This window comes from Vibrio sp. 10N.222.48.A3 (genome assembly GCF_041475345.1).
GTDB classification, from domain to species: Bacteria; Pseudomonadota; Gammaproteobacteria; order Enterobacterales; family Vibrionaceae; genus Vibrio; species Vibrio tasmaniensis_A.
The window spans coordinates 1-22,884 of the sequence record NZ_JBFRVX010000124.1 but is presented as its reverse complement, the minus strand read 5'-3'; the positions used below and the strand labels follow the sequence as shown (position 1 = coordinate 22,884).

The 22,884-nt window shown below is 44.2% G+C and carries 22 protein-coding genes; 14 read left to right on the top strand and 8 right to left on the bottom strand.

The features are described 5' to 3' along the window. From leuS to lipA, 12 genes are all read left to right on the top strand, one after another. A partial coding sequence (leuS, locus tag AB4653_RS04715; protein WP_372103449.1) for a leucine--tRNA ligase occupies positions 1 to 1,553 on the top strand: 1,553 nt, incomplete at its 5' end. Between the two features lie 179 nt (positions 1,554 to 1,732). After that, positions 1,733 to 2,389 (top strand): LPS assembly lipoprotein LptE, encoded by a 657-nt coding sequence (gene lptE, locus AB4653_RS04710; RefSeq protein ID WP_009848477.1) that lies wholly within the window; start codon positions 1,733 to 1,735, stop codon positions 2,387 to 2,389. Between the two features lie 9 nt (positions 2,390 to 2,398). Next, positions 2,399 to 3,424, top strand: coding sequence for a DNA polymerase III subunit delta (gene holA / locus AB4653_RS04705; protein ID WP_009848476.1), 1,026 nt, complete (start codon positions 2,399 to 2,401; stop codon positions 3,422 to 3,424). A 64-nt stretch (positions 3,425 to 3,488) separates the two neighbouring features. Further along, positions 3,489 to 3,806, top strand: coding sequence for a ribosome silencing factor (gene rsfS, locus AB4653_RS04700; RefSeq protein ID WP_009848475.1), 318 nt, complete (start codon positions 3,489 to 3,491; stop codon positions 3,804 to 3,806). 3 nt (positions 3,807 to 3,809) lie between these two features. Then, a complete protein-coding gene (gene rlmH / locus AB4653_RS04695) occupies positions 3,810 to 4,280 on the top strand; it encodes a 23S rRNA (pseudouridine(1915)-N(3))-methyltransferase RlmH (RefSeq protein WP_009848474.1) in 471 nt (156 codons plus the stop codon). A gap of 6 nt (positions 4,281 to 4,286) precedes the next feature. After that, entirely contained in the window at positions 4,287 to 6,179 is a 1,893-nt protein-coding gene (gene mrdA / locus AB4653_RS04690; protein ID WP_009848473.1) for a penicillin-binding protein 2, read from the top strand. After that, positions 6,179 to 7,300, top strand: coding sequence for a rod shape-determining protein RodA (gene rodA, locus AB4653_RS04685; protein WP_009848472.1), 1,122 nt, complete (start codon positions 6,179 to 6,181; stop codon positions 7,298 to 7,300). The genes mrdA and rodA overlap by 1 nt, the downstream gene beginning before the upstream one ends. A 3-nt stretch (positions 7,301 to 7,303) precedes the next feature. After that, complete coding sequence (locus AB4653_RS04680) at positions 7,304 to 8,143, top strand: septal ring lytic transglycosylase RlpA family protein (RefSeq protein WP_102258203.1); 840 nt, start codon at positions 7,304 to 7,306, stop codon at positions 8,141 to 8,143. Positions 8,144 to 8,236: 93 nt separating this feature from the next. Further along, positions 8,237 to 9,418, top strand: coding sequence for a serine hydrolase (locus AB4653_RS04675; protein WP_012603373.1), 1,182 nt, complete (start codon positions 8,237 to 8,239; stop codon positions 9,416 to 9,418). Between the two features lie 232 nt (positions 9,419 to 9,650). Further along, positions 9,651 to 9,929, top strand: a complete 279-nt coding sequence (gene ybeD / locus AB4653_RS04670; RefSeq protein ID WP_029223108.1) for a DUF493 family protein YbeD — start codon at positions 9,651 to 9,653, stop codon at positions 9,927 to 9,929. Between the two features lie 195 nt (positions 9,930 to 10,124). Then, positions 10,125 to 10,784 carry a lipoyl(octanoyl) transferase LipB gene (lipB, locus tag AB4653_RS04665; protein ID WP_012603371.1) on the top strand — a complete coding sequence of 220 codons (660 nt, stop codon included), beginning with the start codon at positions 10,125 to 10,127 and terminating at the stop codon, positions 10,782 to 10,784. Between the two features lie 4 nt (positions 10,785 to 10,788). Further along, positions 10,789 to 11,754 (top strand): lipoyl synthase, encoded by a 966-nt coding sequence (gene lipA, locus AB4653_RS04660; protein ID WP_009848385.1) that lies wholly within the window; start codon positions 10,789 to 10,791, stop codon positions 11,752 to 11,754. 154 nt (positions 11,755 to 11,908) lie between these two features. On the opposite strand, the gene AB4653_RS04655 is transcribed toward lipA, so the two are convergent. From AB4653_RS04655 to AB4653_RS04645, 3 genes are all read right to left on the bottom strand, one after another. Next, the gene (locus AB4653_RS04655) at positions 11,909 to 13,270 is read right to left on the bottom strand and encodes a sodium-dependent transporter (protein ID WP_012603370.1); all 1,362 of its coding nucleotides are present in this window, start codon (positions 13,268 to 13,270) and stop codon (positions 11,909 to 11,911) included. 288 nt (positions 13,271 to 13,558) lie between these two features. Then, positions 13,559 to 14,353: a YggN family protein gene (locus AB4653_RS04650; protein ID WP_017103953.1), complete on the bottom strand. Its 795-nt coding sequence runs from the start codon at positions 14,351 to 14,353 to the stop codon at positions 13,559 to 13,561. An 88-nt stretch (positions 14,354 to 14,441) separates the two neighbouring features. Next, positions 14,442 to 14,915: a GreA/GreB family elongation factor gene (locus AB4653_RS04645; RefSeq protein ID WP_017096215.1), complete on the bottom strand. Its 474-nt coding sequence runs from the start codon at positions 14,913 to 14,915 to the stop codon at positions 14,442 to 14,444. A 145-nt stretch (positions 14,916 to 15,060) separates the two neighbouring features. Between AB4653_RS04645 and AB4653_RS04640 the strand changes: the two genes are divergently transcribed. Beyond that, complete coding sequence (locus tag AB4653_RS04640) at positions 15,061 to 16,995, top strand: ATP-dependent DNA helicase RecQ (RefSeq protein ID WP_102258204.1); 1,935 nt, start codon at positions 15,061 to 15,063, stop codon at positions 16,993 to 16,995. Positions 16,996 to 17,104: 109 nt separating this feature from the next. Here the strand turns inward: AB4653_RS04640 and dinB are convergent, their stop codons facing one another. Then, on the bottom strand, positions 17,105 to 18,181 hold the full coding sequence (gene dinB / locus AB4653_RS04635) for a DNA polymerase IV (protein WP_102258205.1): 1,077 nt from the start codon (positions 18,179 to 18,181) through the stop codon (positions 17,105 to 17,107). 163 nt (positions 18,182 to 18,344) lie between these two features. Here dinB and AB4653_RS04630 point away from each other — a divergent pair, with 163 nt between their 5' ends. Then, positions 18,345 to 19,583, top strand: a complete 1,239-nt coding sequence (locus tag AB4653_RS04630) for a response regulator (RefSeq protein ID WP_017101906.1) — start codon at positions 18,345 to 18,347, stop codon at positions 19,581 to 19,583. Between the two features lie 133 nt (positions 19,584 to 19,716). Here the strand turns inward: AB4653_RS04630 and nqrM are convergent, their stop codons facing one another. The 4 genes from nqrM to nqrE form a co-directional block, all read right to left on the bottom strand. Beyond that, on the bottom strand, positions 19,717 to 19,971 hold the full coding sequence (nqrM, locus tag AB4653_RS04625) for a (Na+)-NQR maturation NqrM (RefSeq protein ID WP_009848378.1): 255 nt from the start codon (positions 19,969 to 19,971) through the stop codon (positions 19,717 to 19,719). A 16-nt stretch (positions 19,972 to 19,987) separates the two neighbouring features. Continuing rightward, positions 19,988 to 20,992 (bottom strand): FAD:protein FMN transferase, encoded by a 1,005-nt coding sequence (locus AB4653_RS04620; protein WP_009848377.1) that lies wholly within the window; start codon positions 20,990 to 20,992, stop codon positions 19,988 to 19,990. 174 nt (positions 20,993 to 21,166) lie between these two features. After that, positions 21,167 to 22,393, bottom strand: a complete 1,227-nt coding sequence (gene nqrF, locus AB4653_RS04615; protein WP_009848376.1) for an NADH:ubiquinone reductase (Na(+)-transporting) subunit F — start codon at positions 22,391 to 22,393, stop codon at positions 21,167 to 21,169. A 29-nt stretch (positions 22,394 to 22,422) separates the two neighbouring features. Continuing rightward, positions 22,423 to 22,884: NADH:ubiquinone reductase (Na(+)-transporting) subunit E (nqrE, locus tag AB4653_RS04610; protein WP_372103445.1), on the bottom strand; the 462-nt coding region annotated here is incomplete at its 5' end.

Sequence of the window (22,884 nt, the reverse complement as noted above, 5' to 3'; positions counted from 1 at the left end):
ACCAACGTGACTACGAATTCGCAACTAAGTACGGCATCGATATCATCCCAGTGATCAAACCTGAAGATGGTTCTGATCTAGACGTGTCTGAAGCGGCTTACACTGAGAAAGGTGTACTGTTCGATTCTGGTGGATTCGATGGTCTTGCATTCCAAGAAGCATTCGATGCAATCGCTGCGAAGCTTGAAGCTGAAGGCAAAGGTAAGAAAACAGTAAACTTCCGTCTACGTGACTGGGGCGTTTCTCGTCAACGTTACTGGGGTGCTCCAATCCCAATGGTAACCACTGAAGACGGTGAAGTTCACCCAGTACCTGCAGACCAACTGCCAGTCATTCTTCCAGAAGACGTGGTAATGGATGGCGTTACTAGCCCAATCAAAGCTGACAAATCTTGGGCTGAAACAACATTCAATGGCGAACCTGCGCTACGTGAAACTGATACGTTCGATACGTTCATGGAATCATCATGGTACTACGCACGTTACTGTTCACCACAAGCTGATGACATTCTAGATCCAGAGAAAGCTAACTACTGGCTGCCAGTTGACCAATACGTTGGTGGTATTGAGCACGCTTGTATGCACCTGCTTTACTCTCGTTTCTTCCACAAGCTTCTACGTGATGCGGGTTACGTGACATCTGACGAACCATTCAAGCAACTTCTATGTCAAGGTATGGTTCTAGCTGACGCGTTCTACCACACCAACGAGAAAGGCACTAAAGAGTGGATTGCTCCAACTGACGTGACTATCGACCGTGACGCGAAAGGCCGCATTGAAAAAGCTGTCGACAACCAAGGCCGCAACGTTGAGCACTCAGGCATGATCAAAATGTCTAAGTCTAAGAACAACGGTATCGACCCACAAGAGATGGTAGACAAGTACGGCGCTGATACAGTACGCCTATTCATGATGTTTGCATCGCCTGCAGACATGACGCTTGAGTGGCAAGAGTCTGGCGTTGAAGGGGCAAACCGTTTCCTTAAGCGTGTTTGGAAACTGGTTCACGCTCACTCTTCTAAAGGTGCAGCTGAAACTGTGGATGCTTCTGCTCTATCTGGTGGCCAGAAAGCACTTCGTCGTGATATCCACAAAACTATCGCGAAAGTAACGGACGATATCGGCCGTCGCCAAACGTTCAACACAGCAATCGCTGCAATCATGGAGCTGATGAACAAGCTAGCGAAAGCGCCTCAAGAGTCTGTACAAGATCGTGCAATTCTTGATGAAGCACTAAAAGCAGTTGTACGTATGCTTTACCCTATGACGCCACACATCTCTTACGAAATGTGGATTGCATTGGGTGAATCAAACGTAGACTCAGCAACATGGCCAACTTTCGATGAGAAAGCGCTAGTTGAAGACGAGAAGACTATCGTTGTAATGATCAACGGTAAGCTACGAGCAAAACTAACGGTTGCTGCTGACGCGACAGAAGAGCAAGTTCGTGAGCTTGGTCTAAATGATGAGAACGCTAAGAAGTTCCTAGATGGGTTAACTATCCGTAAAGTTATCTTCGTACCTGGTAAGCTTCTAAACATCGTTGCTAACTAATTTCGTTAGCACAGTGCAATTACTGAAGAATTAACGAACTTAATTCATCAAAAGCAGTCTGTAGACAGGGTAACTAATAGCCCTGTCTACTTATTTAAACGCTTTAGACTTGAGCCTAACAACTCAAGCGAACTAAAGCCTTTTAATAAGTATTCTACCTTCATGAGAGCCATCAAATAATGCGCCTGAATTCACTATCTTCATTGAAAGTTACTATTGTTGTTCTAACCGTTAGCCTACTGAGCGCCTGTGGTTTTCACCTGCGCGGTGATTACTCTGTGCCAGAAGAGCTCAACAAGATCTCTGTGACCAGTTACGACCAATACAGTACGTTTACACGCATGATGAGAAGCCAGTTGCGTATGAATAATGTGGAAATCGTGCCACCTGCTGAGAACACACCTAACCTTCACATCATTAGCGAAGGCGTCGGTGAGCGTACCCTGTCTCTTTACCAAAACACTCTAGCGGCAGAAAAAGAACTGACGCTTAATGCTTCATATCGTGTGACGATACCAGAGCTAGGCGACAAAACCTTCTCAACTAGCGTAACTCGAAGCTATTTAGATAACCCACTAACAGCGCTCGCAAAATCGGTTGAACGTGACATGATTGAAGATGAGATGCGCAAGTTGGCAACAAGCCAAATCCTTCGTCAAATGGCTCGATTGAAAGCAAATATTGCAGCCGACAGTATGGATCTACAAGCTCTAGAGAACGTTCAAGTGAAAGAGCTTGAGAAACAATACAACATCAAGAACATCGAAATTGACGACGTTGAGATCGACGCAAGTGCAGTACCTGATGCTGAGCCTAGCGTAACGGTTGAGCAATAGGTTTATTTAATGCGTATTTTTGCTGATCGTTTATCTGAGCAACTTGCTAAGCAGTTAAGTAACGTTTACCTAATTTTTGGTAACGAACCTTTACTGCTGCAGGAAAGCCGTGAAGCGATTCAAAAGACAGCCAAAGAGCAAGGCTTTGAAGAACGCCACCGCTTTGCTATTGATAGCAGTCTCGACTGGAATCAAGTCTACGACTGCACTCAAGCATTGAGCCTATTCTCTAGTCGTCAGCTCATCGAACTTGAATTGCCAGAGTCCGGGGTCAATGCCGCAATAGCAAAAGAGCTGCTCGCACTTTCAGAGCATATTCATAGCGACATCTTGTTGATCTTGGTGGGCACCAAGCTCACTAAGGCTCAAGAAAGCGCTAAGTGGTTTAAAGCACTCTCGAATCAAGGCCACTGGATCAGCTGCCTAACCCCAGACGTTAGCCGCTTACCTCAGTTTGTCCAAACACGCTGTCGTCAGATCGGCTTATCTCCGGATCCTGAAGCGATACAAATGTTGGCGCAATGGCATGAGGGTAATCTATTTGCGCTCACCCAAAGCCTAGAAAAACTGGCTCTCCAATACCCAGATGGAAAGCTCACATTAGTACGTTTAGAAGAATCGCTGAGTCGACACAACCATTTTACGCCATTCCATTGGAGTGATGCGTTATTAGCAGGCAAAGGCAACCGTGCACAGCGAATCCTGCGTCAGTTAGAAGCCGAAGGTGTCGAACCCGTTATCTTATTGCGCAGCATACAACGTGAGCTTGCTCTGCTATTACAAATGCAGCAACAAATGAAGCAGATGCCAATCGCGCAGGTATTTGAAAAGCACCGTATCTGGCAATCCAAAAAACCTCTTTATAACGCCGCGCTAACAAGAGTTTCGATATCTCAATTACACTCCCTGTTTGCGCTACTCACTCAAGTAGAATTGATGACAAAAACACAATATGAACAGTCGCCTTGGCCACTAATTCATCAGTTAAGCGTAGAGTTTTGTATCCCTTCAGCTTCAATCCCATTTCACGCATAAAAGCGTGGTATATTCTAGGGTCAACAGACCCTAAAAAGCTAAACTCAGATTAAAGGAACACCCCGTGTTACGTGAAGAACTAAAAGATTTTCTTGCAGACAAAGCCGACGACATGAAAGCAGAATCGATTGTGACTATCGATGTAGAAGGCAAATCAAGTGTTACTGACTACATGATTGTTTGTACTGGTACATCTAAGCGCCATGTTGCCTCTATTGCACAGCACGTTGCTGATGAAGTGCGCAAGGCTGGCATGAATCCCCTTGGCATGGACGGCCAAAAAGAAGGTGAATGGGTTGTTCTAGACATGGGCACAAGCATGCTTCACGTTATGCAAGAAGAGCATCGTGAGCTGTACCAACTAGAAAAACTTTGGGGCTAAGCTTTGAAGATCCAGTTAATCGCAGTTGGTACAAAAATGCCAAAGTGGGTTGAAGAAGGCTTTAAAGAATATAAACGCCGCTTCCCTCATGATATGCCATTAGAACTCATTGAAATCACTGCGGGAAAACGCGGGAAAAATGCCGATATTGCACGTATTCTTCAAAAAGAAGGCGAAGCAATGTTAGCTGCAGTTCCAAAAGGTAACCGCATTGTCACACTCGATATCCCAGGTAAAAAGTGGGATACGCCTCAACTCGCAGAGCAATTGGAAAGTTGGAAGCTGGATGGCCGTGACGTTTCTATCCTTATTGGCGGGCCCGAAGGATTAGCACCAGCATGTAAAGCGGCAGCAGACCAAAGCTGGTCTCTATCAGCACTTACTCTCCCTCACCCATTAGTACGCGTTATCATGGCTGAAAGCTTATATCGAGCTTGGAGCGTCACTGCTAACCACCCTTATCATCGAGAATAAGCGTTAATGTTACGTAAACGTAGCCAAATTCGTGATTACAAAGCAGAAGCACGACTATTTACTAGTCGTGCTTTTGTTGCGTTTGCAGGGATTATAGTGATGATGAGCTTGCTGGTTGTGAACCTTTACAACATCCAAGTTAATCAATATCAGGACTATAAAACCCGCTCCAACGACAACCGCATCAAGGTCGTTCCAATCGCACCCAATCGTGGTTTAATTTACGACCGCAACGGTGTACTTCTTGCAGAAAACCGGCCTGTTTTTAATCTGGAGATCACCCCAGAAAAAGTCAAAAACATGGAAGATACGCTTGTTCGTTTACAAGCGTTAATCGACATACCACCGGAGCGTATCGAACGTTTTAATCGTGATCGTCGTAATTCACGTCGCTTCAAATCAGTACCTATTCTTAATCAGCTTACCGAAGAACAAGTGGCGGTCTTTTCTGTAAATCAACATAAGTTCCCAGGCGTTGAAGTGACAGGGACGCTAAAACGTTTCTACCCTTATGGTGATGTGTTAACTCACGTGATTGGCTACGTATCTCGCATCAACGACCGTGATATGCAGCGCTTGGTTCGTGAAGAGAAAGACGCCAATTACCAAGCCACCCGCGATATCGGTAAACTCGGCATTGAGCGCTATTACGAAGACATGCTACACGGCACCGCTGGCTATCAAGAAGTCGAAGTAAACAGCCGTGGACGAGTGATCCGCACTCTTAAATTTGTACCTTCGGCTCCGGGGAAAGATATCGTGCTCAACTTGGATATCAAACTTCAGCTATACGTGCATAAACTGCTTGATGGACGTCGTGGTTCAGCCGTGGTTCTCGACCCGAAAGACAATGGCGTATTAGCCATGGTTTCCAGCCCAAGCTACGACCCAAATGCCTTTGTGCATGGTATTTCCTCGAAAGGTTATAATGCCCTGCTTCAAGACAAAGACCGACCTTTAGTTAACCGTGCAACGCTAGGAATTTATCCGCCAGCATCGACGATCAAACCCTTCATTGCCGTCGCAGCTCTGCAAGAAGGCGTAATTACTCCGAACACGACGCGTAATGACCCGGGCTATTGGAAGATTCCAAACTCAAAAACGAAGCCGTTCCGCGACTGGTTACGTTGGGGACACGGTGTCGTTGACATAGAGAAAGCCATTGAAGAATCGGTTGATACCTTCTTCTACCAAATTTCATTTGATTTAGGCATCGATCGCTTATCTAAATGGATGATGTTATTCGGTTTTGGTGATTACACTGGCATCGACATTTACGAAGAAAGCAAAGCGAATATGCCCACTCGCGAATGGAAAATGGCCAGACACCGTGTACCTTGGTATCAAGGTGACACCATCCCTGTCGGTATTGGCCAGGGCTACTGGACAGCAACACCAATGCAGATTGCAAAAGCGACTTCAGTATTGGTCAATGAAGGAGAGGTAACCGCTCCCCATTTACTACGCGCGACAATTGAGAACGGTCAACCGTTCGATGAACAAACGATATCTGAAATCGAAACGTACCCTCCGGTAACTGGTGTTAAGCAGAGATACTGGGATATCGCGCAAGAAGGCATGAGATTGGTAAACCACGGAAAGAAAGGCACAGCAAGACGCTCATTCCAAAAAATGTCTTATCAAACTGCTGGTAAATCAGGTACTGCACAAGTCTTCGGTCTAAAAGAAGATGAAGAATACAACGCAGATGAAATCGCAGAACATTTACGCGATCATGCCCTCTTCACCGGTTATGCGCCTTTTGAAAATCCTGAAGCGGTCGTAACTATCGTTTTGGAGAATGCCGGTGGTGGTTCATCAAATGGTGGCCCAGTTGTAAGAAGAATTTTAGACCATATTATTCTTGCAGAAGATTATGAAAGTGAGCCAATAAAATAATGAAACTTGATCCTTCAACTGGACGAAATAGAGCCCTATTTGAACGGCTGCATATCGACCTGCCGCTATTGCTTGGCATTCTGGTTTTAATGGGCTTTGCCCTATTGATTATGTACAGCGCAAGCGGACAGAGCCTTGCGATGATGGATCGCCAAGCGATGCGTATGGTGCTGTCTTTAGGTGTGATGATCTTTTTAGCGCAAATCTCGCCTCGTACTTATGAGACCTTGGCTCCACTACTGTTTGCGGGCGGCGTTATTCTACTACTCGGAGTGTTGTTCTTTGGCGAGGCCTCTAAAGGTGCACAGCGCTGGTTAAACTTCGGCTTTATTCGATTCCAACCCTCTGAACTATTGAAGCTTGCAGTACCTTTGATGCTGGCTCGATTTATTGGTAAGCGCTCGCTGCCACCCACTTTCCAAACTTTAGCTATCTCATTAGTGATGGTGTTTGTACCGACAATCCTTATCGCTAAACAGCCCGATTTAGGCACATCGATACTCATCGCAGCATCCGGTATCTTCGTGATATTCCTGGCAGGTATTAGTTGGAAGATCATTGCCAGTGCCGCGATTGCACTGGGTGGGTTTATTCCAATCTTATGGTTCTTCTTGATGCGTGAATATCAAAAAGTTCGTGTAAGAACCCTTTTTGACCCTGAATCAGATCCATTAGGCGCGGGCTATCACATCATCCAAAGTAAGATTGCAATTGGCTCAGGTGGTATATCAGGAAAAGGTTGGCTGCAAGGTACCCAATCTCAACTAGAGTTCATTCCAGAGCGCCATACCGACTTTATTTTTGCGGTCATCGCCGAAGAGTGGGGCATGATTGGTATTTTGTTTTTGCTCGCTATCTACCTGTTCATTATTGGCCGTGGCTTAGTGCTTGCAAGCCAAGCTCAAACAGCATTTGGTCGAATGATGGGCGGCAGTATCGTACTGAGTTTCTTCGTCTATATTTTCGTAAACATTGGTATGGTAAGCGGCATTCTACCTGTGGTGGGTGTCCCTCTACCTCTGGTCAGCTATGGCGGTACCTCTATGGTTACCCTTATGGCCGGTTTCGGTATTTTAATGTCAATCCATACACACAGAAAAGCATTCTCAAAGGCGACCTAATTGATGTCTGTTAAAGTAACTCCTATAAAAACATCTTTGGTTAATGAGCTGCCAATAAAAAAACTAGTATCTATAGTGAGCCTAGCCGTTGTTATAAACGGTTGTTCTTCGACAGAACCAACAGGACGCTACGATATAGATTCAGACATTGCACCAGACGCACCGATCTCAGTAGAGCATCTCGAGGATGCTCACCCTCAGTATGAACCTTATAGTTTAGGTGGTAACACGGATTACACTTTGCGTGGCGAAGACTACAAGATCGTAAAGAAGACAGAAGGGTTTACTGAGAAAGGCAAAGCCTCTTGGTACGGTAAGAAATTTCATGGTCATTTAACGTCGAATGGCGAGATCTACGACATGTATTCGATGTCTGCGGCACACAAAACATTGCCGATTCCGAGCTATGTAAAAGTGACGAATACCGACAATGACAAAACGACGATTGTGCGCATCAATGACCGAGGCCCATTTCATGAAGGGCGAATCATTGACCTTAGTTATGCCGCGGCATACAAACTCGATGTATTGAGAACAGGCACGGCAAATATTGAGATAGAAGTCATCACTTTGGCTATGCCAACCGACGCAAATAAAAAGGCGGCTTTACCTCAATTTATTATTCAAGTAGCCACTTCCCCACATGAAGATAGAACCGAGAAGTTAGCCAAAGATCTAGGCGAAAAGTTAGCTGTAGCAACGTTCTTGCAGCCAAATGATGATAACTACCGCCTGATGCTTGGCCCATTTCATGACTATGCTCTGACTCAAGAAAAATTAGAACAAGTTAAGCTAATGGGTTACCCGTCAGCTTATATAAAAAAACACACGCTAACTCGCTAATTTATCTAACAGTTACTTCTGGTAATCAGCGCTCTGGTGTGACAGAGTGATTCTGTTAATATATGAATAGTTCACCTAATAATTGCATTCAAAATGATTAAATCTAATAAACTTGTTAAATCGATTTTTGCTACTTCAGTTGCACTTTCTGCAACGATAGCAACATCGTCATTCGCCGCTCCTATTATTGTTCCTGACGCTCCTCAAATCGCTGCTAAGGGATTTGTTCTGATGGATTACCATTCAGGCAAAGTACTCGCAGAGAAAGAGATGAACACTCAACTTTCTCCAGCAAGTTTAACCAAGATGATGACGAGCTACGTAGTCGGCCAAGAGCTAGAGCGCGGCAACATCAACCTAAACGACGATGTTGTTATCAGTGAAAATGCTTGGGCTAAAAACTTCCCTGATTCATCTAAGATGTTCATTGAAGTGGGTACAACCGTTAAAGTTGAAGAGCTGAACCGCGGTATCATTATTCAATCAGGTAACGATGCTTGTGTTGCGATGGCTGAACATATTGCTGGCTCTGAAGATGCATTTGTTGACTTAATGAACGCATGGGCGAGCTCTATCGGAATGAAAGACACGCACTTTGCTAACGTACACGGTCTAGACAACCCTAACCTTTACTCAACGCCTTACGATATGGCGCTACTAGGTCAGGCGCTGATTCGCGATGTTCCTGATGAGTACCGCATCTACTCACAAAAGAAATTCACTTACAACGGCATCACCCAGTACAACCGCAACGGTCTGTTATGGGATAAGAGCATGAACGTTGATGGCATTAAAACGGGCCACACAAGCAATGCAGGTTACAGCCTAGTAAGCTCAGCAACCGAAGGTAAAATGCGCCTAGTTGCTGTTGTTATGGGCACCAAGAATGCTAACGCTCGTAAAACAGAAAGCAAAAAACTGCTTAGCTACGGTTTCCGCTTCTTCGAAACAGTGGCACCACACACCGCTGGAGAAACCTTCGTAGAAGAGAAGATCTGGATGGGTAGCAAGGACACGGTTGCACTAGGTGTCGACGAAGATACGTTCGTTACTCTGCCTCGTGGCCAAGCTAAGAACCTGAAGGCAAGCTTCGTTCTTGAGAAAGAGCTAGAAGCACCAATCAGCAAAGGCGACGTTGTGGGTAAACTATTCTACCAAGTCGACGGTGAAGACGTTGCTGAATACCCACTACTTGCACTTGAAGATGTAGACCAAGGCAGCCTATTTAGCCGCCTGTGGGATTACCTAGTACTGCTGTTTAAAGGTTTGTTCTAAATCAGCCAACGGTTTGTTCTACACAAAACCTAAGCTTGCTGTATAGCTAACCTAATGAGTAGGTTCATGATTTTCTCATTAGCGAAACAAAAGCCGCCATGTGCGGCTTTTGTTGATCTTGAGTTCGGTGATATTTACACGTAATATTCCGCATTATTACTCGTGTCTGTTGACCGAACACGCTTTTTATCGACATTTCGCCAATTTGCGAGAGTCTAGCCTTTTGGAGCTAATCATGAACATCAATTCTGATGCAAAACTAAAAGACCTCTTAGAGTTCCCTTGTTCATTCACTTACAAAGTTATGGGCTACGCTAAGCCAGAACTTACTGAACTAGTGCTAGAAGTGATCCAGCGTCATGCTCCTGGTGACTACAGCCCAACTCTAAAACCGAGTGCGAAAGGTAACTACCACTCTGTTTCTATCAATATTACTGCGACTTCAATTGAGCAAGTAGAAACGCTATATAAAGAACTGGGCGAAATCGAAATCGTTCGTATGGTTCTGTAACTTTCGATTACGCATGAAAAACAGCGGCTTATTGCCGCTGTTTTTGTTTGAAACCCTCGCTCCCCTTACAAAGCATTCAACTTAATTTTCAATAAATACAAAGAAAGTTGAAAAACCTTGCTGTCCGTCTGTAGTTAGAAACCTGTTTCGCGTTTATAATGCGCTCACTTTATTAATCCTTGAGGAAGTGCCGCTTTGCAAAATAAGCTAATCGTAAAAAAATTAGGTCGTCAGGATTACGAACCTGTATGGAAAGCCATGCATAAGTTCACAGACGAACGCACGGATGAAGACGTAGACCAAATTTGGTTGGTTGAACACAACCCAGTTTTCACTCAAGGACAAGCAGGTAAAGCTGAGCATGTATTAAATGCTGGTGATATCCCTGTGATACAAAGCGATCGCGGTGGCCAAGTGACGTACCACGGGCCCGGTCAGTTAGTCGCTTACTTCCTGATAAACATCCGCCGCAAGAAATTCGGAGTGCGTGATTTGGTTACTCATATTGAGAACCTCGTAATCAATACTCTGAAAGCTTACAATATAGATTCAACTGCCCGACCTGACGCTCCTGGTGTTTATGTCGATGGCAAGAAAATCTGTTCACTCGGATTACGAATTCGACGCGGCTGCTCGTTCCACGGGCTAGCACTCAACGTCGATATGGACTTGTCTCCATTCCAACGTATTAACCCATGTGGTTACCAAGGGATGGAAATGGCGCAAGTAAGCCAACTCGGCGGTCCAAGTGAACTAGAAAACGTTGAGCAACAGTTAATACAAGAGCTCGTAGAACTACTCGGCTATGACCAAGTAGACATTCAAGCCACCAGTAACATTACAGCAGAAGCATAAAATCATGAGCAAACCAATCCAAATGGAAAAAGGCGTTAAATATCGTGACGCTGACAAAATGGCATTAATTCCCGTAAAGAATATGCCTGCTGAACAGAAAGAAGTTTTACGTAAGCCTGCATGGATGAAGATTAAACTTCCTTCAGACAGCCATCGTATTCAAGAAATCAAATCTGCAATGCGCAAAAACAACCTGCACTCAGTTTGTGAAGAAGCGTCTTGCCCTAACCTAGCTGAGTGTTTTAACCACGGCACGGCAACGTTTATGATTCTTGGCGCTATCTGTACTCGTCGCTGCCCGTTCTGTGATGTTGCCCATGGTCGACCAAATGCTCCAGAAGCCGAAGAGCCGAAGAAACTGGCTAAGACGATTAAAGACATGAAACTGAAGTACGTTGTAATCACTTCAGTGGACCGCGATGACTTACGTGATGGCGGTGCTCAACACTTTGCTGATTGTAACCGTGAAATTCGCGAGCAAAACCCAAACATTCGTATCGAAACACTGGTTCCGGACTTCCGTGGTCGTATGGACGTTGCGCTTGAACTAATGAAAGACAATCCACCAGATGTTTTCAACCACAACCTAGAGACGGCGCCGCGTCTATACCGTAAAGCGCGTCCAGGTGCGAACTACAAGTGGTCTCTTGATCTGTTAAGAAAATTCAAAGAGCAGCATCCAAACATCCCAACCAAATCAGGTGTGATGATGGGCCTTGGTGAGACGAAAGAAGAGATCGTTCAAGTATTGAAAGATCTTCGTGAACATGGCGTAACAATGCTGACACTAGGCCAGTACCTAGCACCAAGCCGTCACCACTTGCCAGTTGAACGCTACGTGCCGCCTTCTGAGTTTGATGAGTTGAAAGAGATTGCTCTAGAGCTAGGCTTCACTCACGCAGCATGTGGTCCGTTTGTACGTTCTTCTTACCATGCAGACTTGCAAGCACAAGGTATGGAAATTAAGTAATCACGATTGCTTAACGAACAATACAAAGGCGCTGAATTTTATGTTCAGCGCCTTTTTTGTATCGAACAAGCTTGTTCGATACAAAAACAACAAAGCCACTCATTAAGAGTGGCCTTGAACTGCAAGTCTAATCATCTAGATGTTAAATGGTCTACTAGCCAAAAGATGCCCAGATAACCGTTGCGACTAAAATTGGGCACACGAACTTCACATACATTGGCCAAACCTTACCAAACCAACCAAGTTGAAAATCAGGACAACCTTGTTCAAGTTCTTTCACTTTTGAAGCTCGGCTCCATACCCAACCACCAAACACACAGAACATCAGTGCAGCGACTGGTTGAAGGTACTGAGTCGCAATCATCGCAACCATGCCAAACATAGCGGCAAAGTTGTAAACAATCACCACACTGAACAATGCGATAGCACCACCAATTACCCAACTTGTTGGCGTTCGTCTGGTCTTAAAACGCTCACTAACAAGAGCGACAGGGGCTTCCAACATTGAAATCGATGAAGTAAGTGCTGCAATCGTTAGCAATAAGAAGAACACAATTGCGAAGACCTGGCCCAGCATACCTAGGCTATCAAACATCAAAGGCAGAACCGTAAATACTAGGGTATCAGAGCTCAGTAATGAGCCATCTTCAGCATAGATTTGAACACCTTTTTGCATCGCAACAAACATCGCAGGCATCACGACTAAACCCGCAATAAAAGCAACCGCGGTATCAACTAAGGTAACGTTCATTGCCATTTTTGGCAGGTTCTCTTTCTTACTTAAGTAAGAGCCATAAACCAACATCGAGCAACCGCCAATAGTGAGCGAGAAGAAGCCCTGTCCCATTGCCGCCAGAATCAGTTTTCTATCCCACACTTTCTCAAAGTCTGGAACAAGGTAATGTTTTAGGCCTTCCATCGCGCCAGATTGCGTCATGATGTAAACAAACAATAAGCCAAATAACACAAATAGCGCAGGCATTAAACGGGTCGACCATTTCTCGATCCCCTGCTTAACACCGCCCTGAACAATCAAGATAGTCAGTACATAGAATGCGACGGTACCAAAAACATTGCGCTCAACACTGAAGCCTTTAAACCAATCAGCAGCAGCCTCTAGACCAATCAGGTCAGCGACAGCACCTATTAGGAAGCAGATCAACCAACCACCGACAATGCTATAAAACGCTAGCACTGCACTTGGAACACTCAACCCAATCCAACCAACAAATTCACCGACTTTCTTGCCTAACGGGTTTGTAGTCAAAGAACGCATGCTATCGACAGGATTTGCTTGGCCATGTCGACCAATAGCCATCTCAACCACCAGCATCGGGAAAGCAACCACGAAAATCATAATTAGGTAAACAAGCAGAAAAGCACCACCGCCGTTACTGGCGACTTGGGTTGGGAAACCCCAAATATTACCTAAGCCAACAGCAGCACCCGCCGCTGCTAAAATAAAACCCAAACGAGAGCTAAAGTGCTCTCTTGAAGAGGAAGATTGTTGGTCCATATTGCCCGCATCAAAAATCAGTGAACTAGTTTAGAAGTACAGTAATCAAAAGCAATGATAGGCACAACTAATAAATGAGCAATCTTCTAGTTTTTACAACAAATACGCTATTTAGAACCATTAAATTAACAAATAACTGGTCTTATCGTTTACCTAAAAGCAGTAAAGCAAGGTTCAGGACTAGAGAAACAATGGATTGAATTGAGATGATTACTCGTCGTATTGTTCAATTTATACGAACAAAAAGAGCACCAAATGGTGCTCTTGTGACTTATAGTTAGATTCAGATTAGATCGTGAAGACTTGATAGTCTTTTAGGTTCGGAATGATTTCATGCAGCTGTTGCTCTTGTTCTGCCATCTCATCTAGAGAATCACAGAACTCATTCGCTTCCTCTTGCACTTGTTGAGAGTGTTCTTTCATGCGCTCTTCAACTTTAAGCTTTAATGCAGCCATGCTGTCAGCCAATTCAGTTAGGTTTAAGCCACCATCTTGTTTCATTTTTTCTGACATCGCATTAAAAGCGCTAGAGATAAATTCTTGGTTAAAGATCTCCTTAGCCTTCTCGAAATCTTCAGACCAACCATTGGCCATCGAATCAAAACTGTCTGCTGGTAACACTAACTCGCCATCTTTGTAGTAACGAGCTTCCAGTTCAGCAAAGTAGGTTTTCATTGACTCTTTTACATTATCAAATGATTCCGGTGAATCTAGGCTAGCAGCAATGTCATCAATAACATCATTCGCTAACGCTAAACCATCGTTAGCCATTTGTTTCGCTCGTGGTAAGTACTCACTCATTTTTTCGCGGTATTTCTCAATCGCCGCTTGTTGGTCGGCATCAAGCTCAACCTTCTCACCATGGATATATAAGTCGTTGTTACCATCAAAAACGGCAGTATCACCATTCACTTGGTGGATTTCGACTTTCTGGTCATCGATTCGCAATTCATTTTTCAAATCAACTCGACACTGAGCAGCAAAAGTTGGCAGGCTCACAACAGAGATTACCGCTGTTAACGATGCGATTAATACACTGTTCTTCATAAACATTTTGTTTTTCATAAATACATTGTTTTTCATAACATCCTCTCATCAATCTGACAGATTACTATACCCTTGGTATATGCTTCTTTGTCAGAGAAACGTTTTATATATATCCGTTACTCAGTTAGTCGATAGATATTACTTCATAGCAAAACTGTTTATCTGCGACCTTAAACTCAATCTCATCACCGACTTCTTTCCCCATTAGAGCCTGACCAAAAGGTGCATTTTCCGTCACGATAGCAACTTCATTGTTATTCCACGTAACAGAAAGCCCACCGACTCTCGGCCCCATAAAAAAATGTTTATATTGATCATGCTCGTCAATGACCACAACATAGCTGCTCACTGTAATCCTCTCACTATCACGCAGCACTAAGTTACGATAACACTGAATGTCATCTTCACACTCTTGCACTCTTACAGCTTGACCGTGAGCAAGATACGAAGCTTCTAGAGCCAGAGTGTCGTACTTATGCTCAGGCACAGTCTCTTCATCGGTCGCAGCATCAATAGCGCGTTGAGTAGCAGATTGTGCGATACGTAATCGGGATTCGAGTTGCTCTATGATTATTTGGCGAAGCTCAGACTTATTCATACTATTGGGGTGCTTTTCTATAGGAGCTACAGAATAGAATTAGGTACAATCAGGTGCAAGACATTTGATTCATCAAGCGACGCAATCATCAATAGGCGCCCGCTTTAACATCAATACGACACTTAATAACTCAGGTAGAACATAAATGATTGAGCAGAAGCTAAAACAAGTATTCGGATTCGACTCACTGCGTAATGGGCAAAAGCAAGTCATTGATAATGTTCTATCTGGTCACTCGACTGCCGCTATATTCCCAACAGGCTCAGGCAAGTCGCTTTGCTACCAATTGCCAGCACTAGAGTTGCCGCACTTAACCTTAGTGATATCACCATTGTTAGCCTTAATGAAAGACCAGCTCAGCTTCTTACACAGTAAGGGAATAAGCGCGGCTGCAATCGAATCAAGCCAAGACAGACAAACCACACAACAGGTGATGCAATCCGTGCGTAACGGCGATACTAAAATCCTAATGATCTCTGTTGAGCGCTTGAAGAACGAACGCTTTCGTCAGTTTATCTCCCAAGTTCCCATCTCTATGCTCGTAGTTGATGAAGCACACTGTATATCAGAATGGGGACACAACTTCAGACCAGACTACCTGAAGCTTCCCCAATACCAAAAGCAGCTCAATATTCCACAAGTACTGCTACTGACAGCTACTGCGACGACATCGGTTATCCAAGATATGAAGTCGAAGTTTGAAATTGATGAGGAACGCGTTGTGGTTACGGGTTTCTATCGTCAAAACCTCGACCTGTCGATTCAACCTTGCGAACAAACCAGCAAACTAGAAACCTTGTGCAATGTCGTTAACCAAGCTTCTCTAGCTCCGACTATTGTTTATGTCACCCTTCAACAGACAGCAGAGATGGTGGCTCAGCAACTCCGTAATGCTGGCGTTAATGCCGTGGCTTACCATGCCGGTCTTAAGCCTGAAAACAGAGATGCCATTCAGCATCAATTCATGAACGATGACGTGAACTGCATCGTGGCAACCATTGCTTTTGGTATGGGTGTCGATAAGTCCAACATTCGCCGAGTGATTCACTTTGACTTACCGAAATCGATCGAAAACTACTCGCAAGAGATAGGCAGAGCCGGCAGAGATGGTCAGCCTTCAGAATGTATTCTTCTCGCCAACAAATATGGTCTAAGTACACTAGAGAACTTCGTTTTTGGTGATACGCCAGACAACATATCAATTCAAACGGTCTTAAAAGAAATATACGAAAACCAAAACATTGCGGCTTCTGGCGCAAACCAATGGGAAATCATGCTCAACCAATTATCGCGTGAGTCCAACATTCGTCAGTTACCACTTAAAACGCTACTGGTGTATCTCGAAATTGAAGGCGTGATTGAGCCTAAATACAGCTACTTTGCTGACTACAAATTTAAATTCATACGTACTAAGCAGCAGATCACCGAACAATTCCAAGGCGAACGTCGTCATTTTGTGGAAGCGATTTTCCAATGTTCTCCTCAAGCAAGAGTATGGTGCCAAGTCGACTTCGACGCACTGTGGACACACTTCCAGACTGATCGTCAGCGTGTGATTGCGGCAATCGATTACTTCAATGAACAAGGTTGGATTGAGTTGGAAAGTAAGCAGATCACAGATGTGTATGCGATCCACAACACCACTGAAGACATGATGCAGTTATCGGAACGTCTAACTGAATTGTTTAAGGAAAAAGAGAACAGTGAGATAAACCGCCTTAACCAAATGCTGAGCTTCTTTGAGGCTGATACCTGCCTAAGCTCTCGCCTTGCGAGTTACTTCGCCGATGATAAAGCGCCAGCCAAGTGTGGTCACTGCTCAGTATGTCGCGGTCAAGTAGCAATATTACCAACCGTTGATGTTGAGCCTATTGATGATGAAACGGTAATGACATGGACCCATGAGTTCATTTCCGCAAGCCAACAATTGATCACCGACGAAGCCATTACTCGTTTTCTATGCGGAATCGCAACTCCACTTTCAACTAAGCTTAAAGCCAGCAAAATGGTTGGATACGGAAAGCTAGAGCAACAACCATTCAGTGATACCTTAGCGCGAGTTAAACAACTTCCTAGATAAGGCATATCACGTATTGATATAGAAGCTGGCTAGGCTGTGGAGTCTAGTCGGTATTCAAACTCTAGCACTTCCAGCAACACCTCTAAACCTAAACTCTCAGCGCCTTTCCCTAAAAGAAACTCAACTGACGCATTTGGTCTTTGGGTTGTAGCATTACGCTTAAACCAAGCAGGCGAATTTCTCGCCCTTGCTGCCTTTTGAGTATCTCACTCAACAGTTCTTTAAAGTGCTCTCGATCGAGAGAGGCGTGTATGTGCTCGATAGTGGTTTGCTGGAAGTCGGCAAACTTGAGCTTAATGCCCTGCTTGATGATAGCTTTACTTGGGCTAGCTTTCTCTAGACGTGCTTCAAGCTCAGGAAAAAGCTTGTCTTCTATTACTTGCCAACATTCTGCGTAAGTAGAAATATTCTGAGTAAAAGTTCGCTCTACGCCTACTGATTTTCGTTCACGCTCAATAATAACTTCTCTGTCATCAATACCATGGCTGCGCTTCCAGAGTGATGCGCCTTGACGGCCAAACCTGAGCAATAGATCTCGATAGTCAGATTCCTTAATGTCCTTACAAGTAAAGAAGCCAGCTTGATGGAGCTTTTCAATACTGACCTTGCCAACGCCTGGGATTTTTTCGAGTGGCAATTCATCTATCACTGATTGTACGTCTTGTGGAGGTATTACAAACTGACCATTGGGCTTATTCAGATCCGAGGCCACCTTCGCCAAAAATTTAATCGGCGCAATACCAGCAGAAGCGGTCAGGTTAAGTTCATTCCAGATATCGCGACGAATTGATTCGGCAATCAGTGTTGCCGAGCCACGACACAGCGTCGAATCCGTGACATCAAGAAAAGCTTCATCTAAAGACAGAGGTTCAATGATGGATGTATATCGAGAAAAAATCTCGCGAATCTTTTTCGATATCTCGACGTAGACCGACATCCTACCAGGAACAACCAACAGATTGGGACAAAGCTGCAGCGCCTTTCCCGTCGGCATTGCAGAACGAATACCAAACTTGCGAGCTTCGTAATTACAGGTACTCAAAACGCCACGCTGCTTTTCATGCCCCCCGACTGCAAGTGGTCGATTTCGGTAAGCAGGATTATCTCTCATTTCAACAGCTGCGTAAAAACAGTCCATATCAACGTGGATTATCTTTCTTACTTTCTCTTCACCCGCACTACACATCTAGGAATAACCCAATCTTACAACTGTACTTATAAACAGTATAATCAATTATTCTCAGATTTAAAATGATCTGGAGCCCAGCTAAATAGCTTTAACTTCATTAGCCACTTACTATTCTGATAGTATTGTTAGAGAGTATTTAACCTATAAGTAGGGATAACTTTTGAGTGATAAAATACTAGTAGTCGAAGATAGTCGTGCATTCAGAAACTACCTGTACCAGCAATTGAAAAATGATGGCTATGAGGTTGCGCTGGCTGAATCAGTGGCTGAAGCTGAAGCTATCTTAGAACAAGATACGGATTTCTTGTGCGCGGTGCTCGATTACTGCTTACCCGATGGTCAAGATGGCGAGATCATTGATTTGGTACTCGGCTATCAACAAAAAATTATAGTCCTAACCGGCATGTTCAACAACACACTTCGAGAACAAGTACTCGCGAAGGGTGTGATTGATTACATCCTCAAAGACAGCATGTCATCAGTCAGTTATTTGCTTCCTTTGGTTAATCGAATCTCAAATAACCGATATCATAAAGCCTTGGTTGTTGATGATTCTGCGGTTGTTCGTCGATATGTAGTGCAACTTCTTGAGCACCAATATATTCAAACGATTCAAGCGGAAGATGGCGAACAAGCACTAGAGCTTCTCCAAAACGACCCCGACATCACTTTCGTCGTTACCGATCATGACATGCCAAACAAAGATGGCATTTCGATGACCCGTGACATTCGAGTACACCATGATCGTAATCAACTCGCTATTCTTGGGCTATCTGGCAGTGACGACCGAACCATGACAGCTCGTTTCCTTAAGGCTGGTGCCAACGACTTCCTTTACAAGCCATTTAACCAAGAAGAGTTTTTCTGCCGTATTCATCAGCTACTCGATATGAAAGAGGCCACCAATGAACTATTTCGTCATGCAAATGAAGATGCTCTGACCGGGCTTTGGAACCGTCGTTATCTATTCAATCAAACATGTAAAGGCTGCGAACATCGCAGCATCGCCATGATGGATATAGACTTCTTTAAAAAGGTGAATGATACCTACGGTCATGATGGTGGCGATGCGGTACTCATTGAAGTCGGAAAGATCATCAAAAATCATTTTAAAGATGATGTCGCCGTTCGTTTCGGCGGTGAAGAGTTCTGCATTCAATCATGCCGACCATTTGAAGAATTTGTCGACACGCTAGAGTCAATGAGGATTGCGATACAAAACCAAGAAGTTATTCATGACTCACAACGGATTAAAGTCAGCATGAGTATCGGGTTAAGCGACTTAGTTGGCAGTTTGGATGAGCAAATAAAAGCCGCGGACGAACTACTTTATACTGCAAAAGAACAAGGTAGGAACCAACTGGTCTTTGCGCGCAATAACATGCAAATCGACCACTAGAAATTCGTTTTTGTTTCCGTTTTTAGCATTCCAAAATAGACAGTTCACTCAAACAAAAAAAGCTCAAGACGATAATCTTGAGCTTCTTATTCTAAGGGCATAGACAACTCTATTCCCCTATGACTGTCACCAATTAAGCGATACGGTCTTTACTCCAAGCCGCTTCTTTTTGTTGACGTTCTGCCAGTTTCTCTTCACGGTATGCTTCACGTGCTTCACGTTTTTTACGCGCATCACAAGGTTCAGGGCAGTTACATACTTTATCAATACCAACAGCACCTAAGCCACCACAGCTACCTTTCACAACTTTCTTTTGGATAATATAGCCAATTGACATCGCTGCGATTACTGCAAGAAAAACACCAAATGTAATCAGAAATGTATTCATAATTATCTCGCTTACCTTATTTACCTAAGTATGGCTTAAATGCTTCTGAAGCAATTTCTTTAAAGCCATCAGCTGTTTTTACCACCATGAACACTGGGATGTTATGTTGGTTTGCGACTTCCAGTCCTTTTTCTTCACCTAAGACCATAAGGCCAGTAGATAAACCGTCTGCAGTCATTGAAGACGGGTTTAAAACAGTCACTGAAACCACTTTGTGATGAAGCGGCTTACCTGTTTCTGGGTTGATGATGTGTGAATAACGAACACCATCACGCTCAAAATAGTTTCGGTAGTCGCCAGACGTTGCGATCGCCATATCACCAGGCTCGATGATCTCTTGAATGTTGCGCTCGTCAACACTTGGCTTCTCGATGGCGATACGCCAACCCACACTTTCACGGTTTAAGCCCTTCAAACGGATTTCACCGCCCACTTCTACCATGTAGTTATGAATGCCAATTGAATCGAGGTAGTCAGCAACGACATCCACGCCCCAACCTTTTGCGATAGTCGAAAGGTCAACATACAAGTTAGGCAAATCTTTGCTTAGCTTATTACCTTCAACGCTTAAGTGGTGAATACCAATCTTAGCCTTACGAGCCGCAAGCTCTTCGTCTGATGGAACCACTTCAGGACGTGCTTCTGGACCAAAACCCCACAAGTTAACTAATGGACCAACCGTCACATCCAACGCACCTTCAGTAAGACCGTTCAAACGAATCGCTTCTTTCACAACGATAGCGGTTTGTTCAGATACTTCGAATGCGTCCGCACCTTTGTGTTGGTTGAAACGGCTCAGCTCTGAATCTTCACGGTAAGTCGACATTTGATCATTAACTTCTTCAAGTAGACGATCGATCTCGGTATGAACTTCTTTAGACTCAGGAAATTCATCGCCATTGATGTACTTAATGTTATAACTGGTCCCCATTGTCGGACCACTTAAATGCACTTGCTCTCTTGCCTGCTCACAGCCCGCAAGAAAAATCAAAGAAGTTAATGCAACAAGCCAAATTCTCACTTGCTTACTCCTGTCTAATGTTGAGGATTTATATAAGGAAAAATAAGAGTGAAAAATAGGTATTTTAAATGCCTTACTCTTTCTTATATAAGCCAGTTTGTTGTCACGAGTAGTCTTAGAAAAACAAATGGCTGACTCGTAAGAGTCAGCCATAATATCAATCACTTAAATGGATTAACCACCGAAGTCATCTAGTAGGATGTTTTCATCTTCTACACCAAGATCTTTCAGCATGCCGATCACAGCCGCGTTCATCATTGGTGGACCACACATGTAGTACTCACAGTCTTCAGGAGCTTCGTGATCCTTCAGGTAGTTTTCGTACAATACGTTGTGGATGAAACCAGTGTAACCGTCCCAGTTGTCCTCAGGTTGAGGATCAGACAGAGCACAATGCCACACGAAGTTTTCGTTTGCAGCCGCTAGGCCGTCGAAGTCTTCAATGTAGAACATCTCACGCTTAGAACGTGCACCGTACCAGTAAGACATCTTACGAGTAGAGTTAAGACGCTTAAGTTGGTCGAAGATATGTGAACGCATTGGCGCCATACCTGCACCACCACCGATGAATACCATTTCATTGTCTGTGTCTTTAGCAAAGAACTCACCAAATGGACCAGAAATAGTACATTTGTCGCCTTCTTTAAGAGACCAGATATATGAAGACATCACACCAGGAGCTACGTCAGGGTTGTTTGGCGGCGGAGTTGCGATACGCACGTTAAGCTTGATGATGCCTTTCTCTTCTGGGTATGAAGCCATAGAGTAAGCACGGATCGAATGCTCTTTAACGATAGACTCGTAACGGAACAAGTTGAACTTATCCCAGTCACCACGGTATTCCTCAGGAATATCGTAATCTGCGTATTTCACGTGATGTGGTTCAGCTTCAATCTGAATGTAACCACCCGCGCGGAACGGAACTTCTTCACCTTCAGGGATAGCTAGAGCCAATTCTTTGATGAAAGTAGCTTCGTTATCGTTAGAGATAACAGTACATTCCCACTTCTTCACACCAAAGATATCTTCGTCTAGTTCAATCTCCATGTCAGTTTTCATAGCAACTTGACATGCTAGACGTTCGCCTTCGCGAGCTTCACCTTTTGTGATGTGATCAAGTTCAGTTGGAAGGATGTCGCCACCACCAGACTTAACTTTTACCCGACACTGACCACAAGAGCCACCGCCACCACAAGCAGAAGATACGAAGATACCAGCGCCAGCTAGGGCACCAAGTAGCTTGCTACCAGGCTGAGTAACGATCGCCTTTTCAGGGTCGCCGTTTACAGCAATAGTGATGTCACCTGATGGTACTAGCTTAGACTTAGCGAAAAGAATCACTAGTACTAGAGCCAATACAATAATGGTAAACATCGCTACGCCAAGAATAATGCTTTGCATTTGTTATTCCTTATTACTGGGTGCTTACCCTACAGTTGAACACCAGAGAAAGACATAAAGCCTAACGCCATCAGACCAACAGTAATGAACGTGATACCAAGGCCACGAAGACCTGGAGGTACGTCAGAGTACTTCATCTTCTCACGGATACCCGCAAGAGCAACGATAGCTAACATCCAACCCACACCAGAACCGAAGCCGTAAACAACAGATTCAGCAAAGTTGTAGTCGCGAGTTACCATGAAAGATACACCACCAAAGATTGCACAGTTAACTGTGATCAGTGGAAGGAAGATACCTAGTGCGTTATACAAAGGTGGGAAGAAACGGTCTAAAACCATCTCTAGGATTTGTACAAGTGCCGCGATAACACCGATGAATGCGATGAAGTTAAGGAAACTTAAATCGACACCTTCAACAAGCGCGTTTTCTTTCAGGATGTGTGTGTAAACAAGGTTGTTTACAGGAACAGCGATTGTAAGTACTACAAC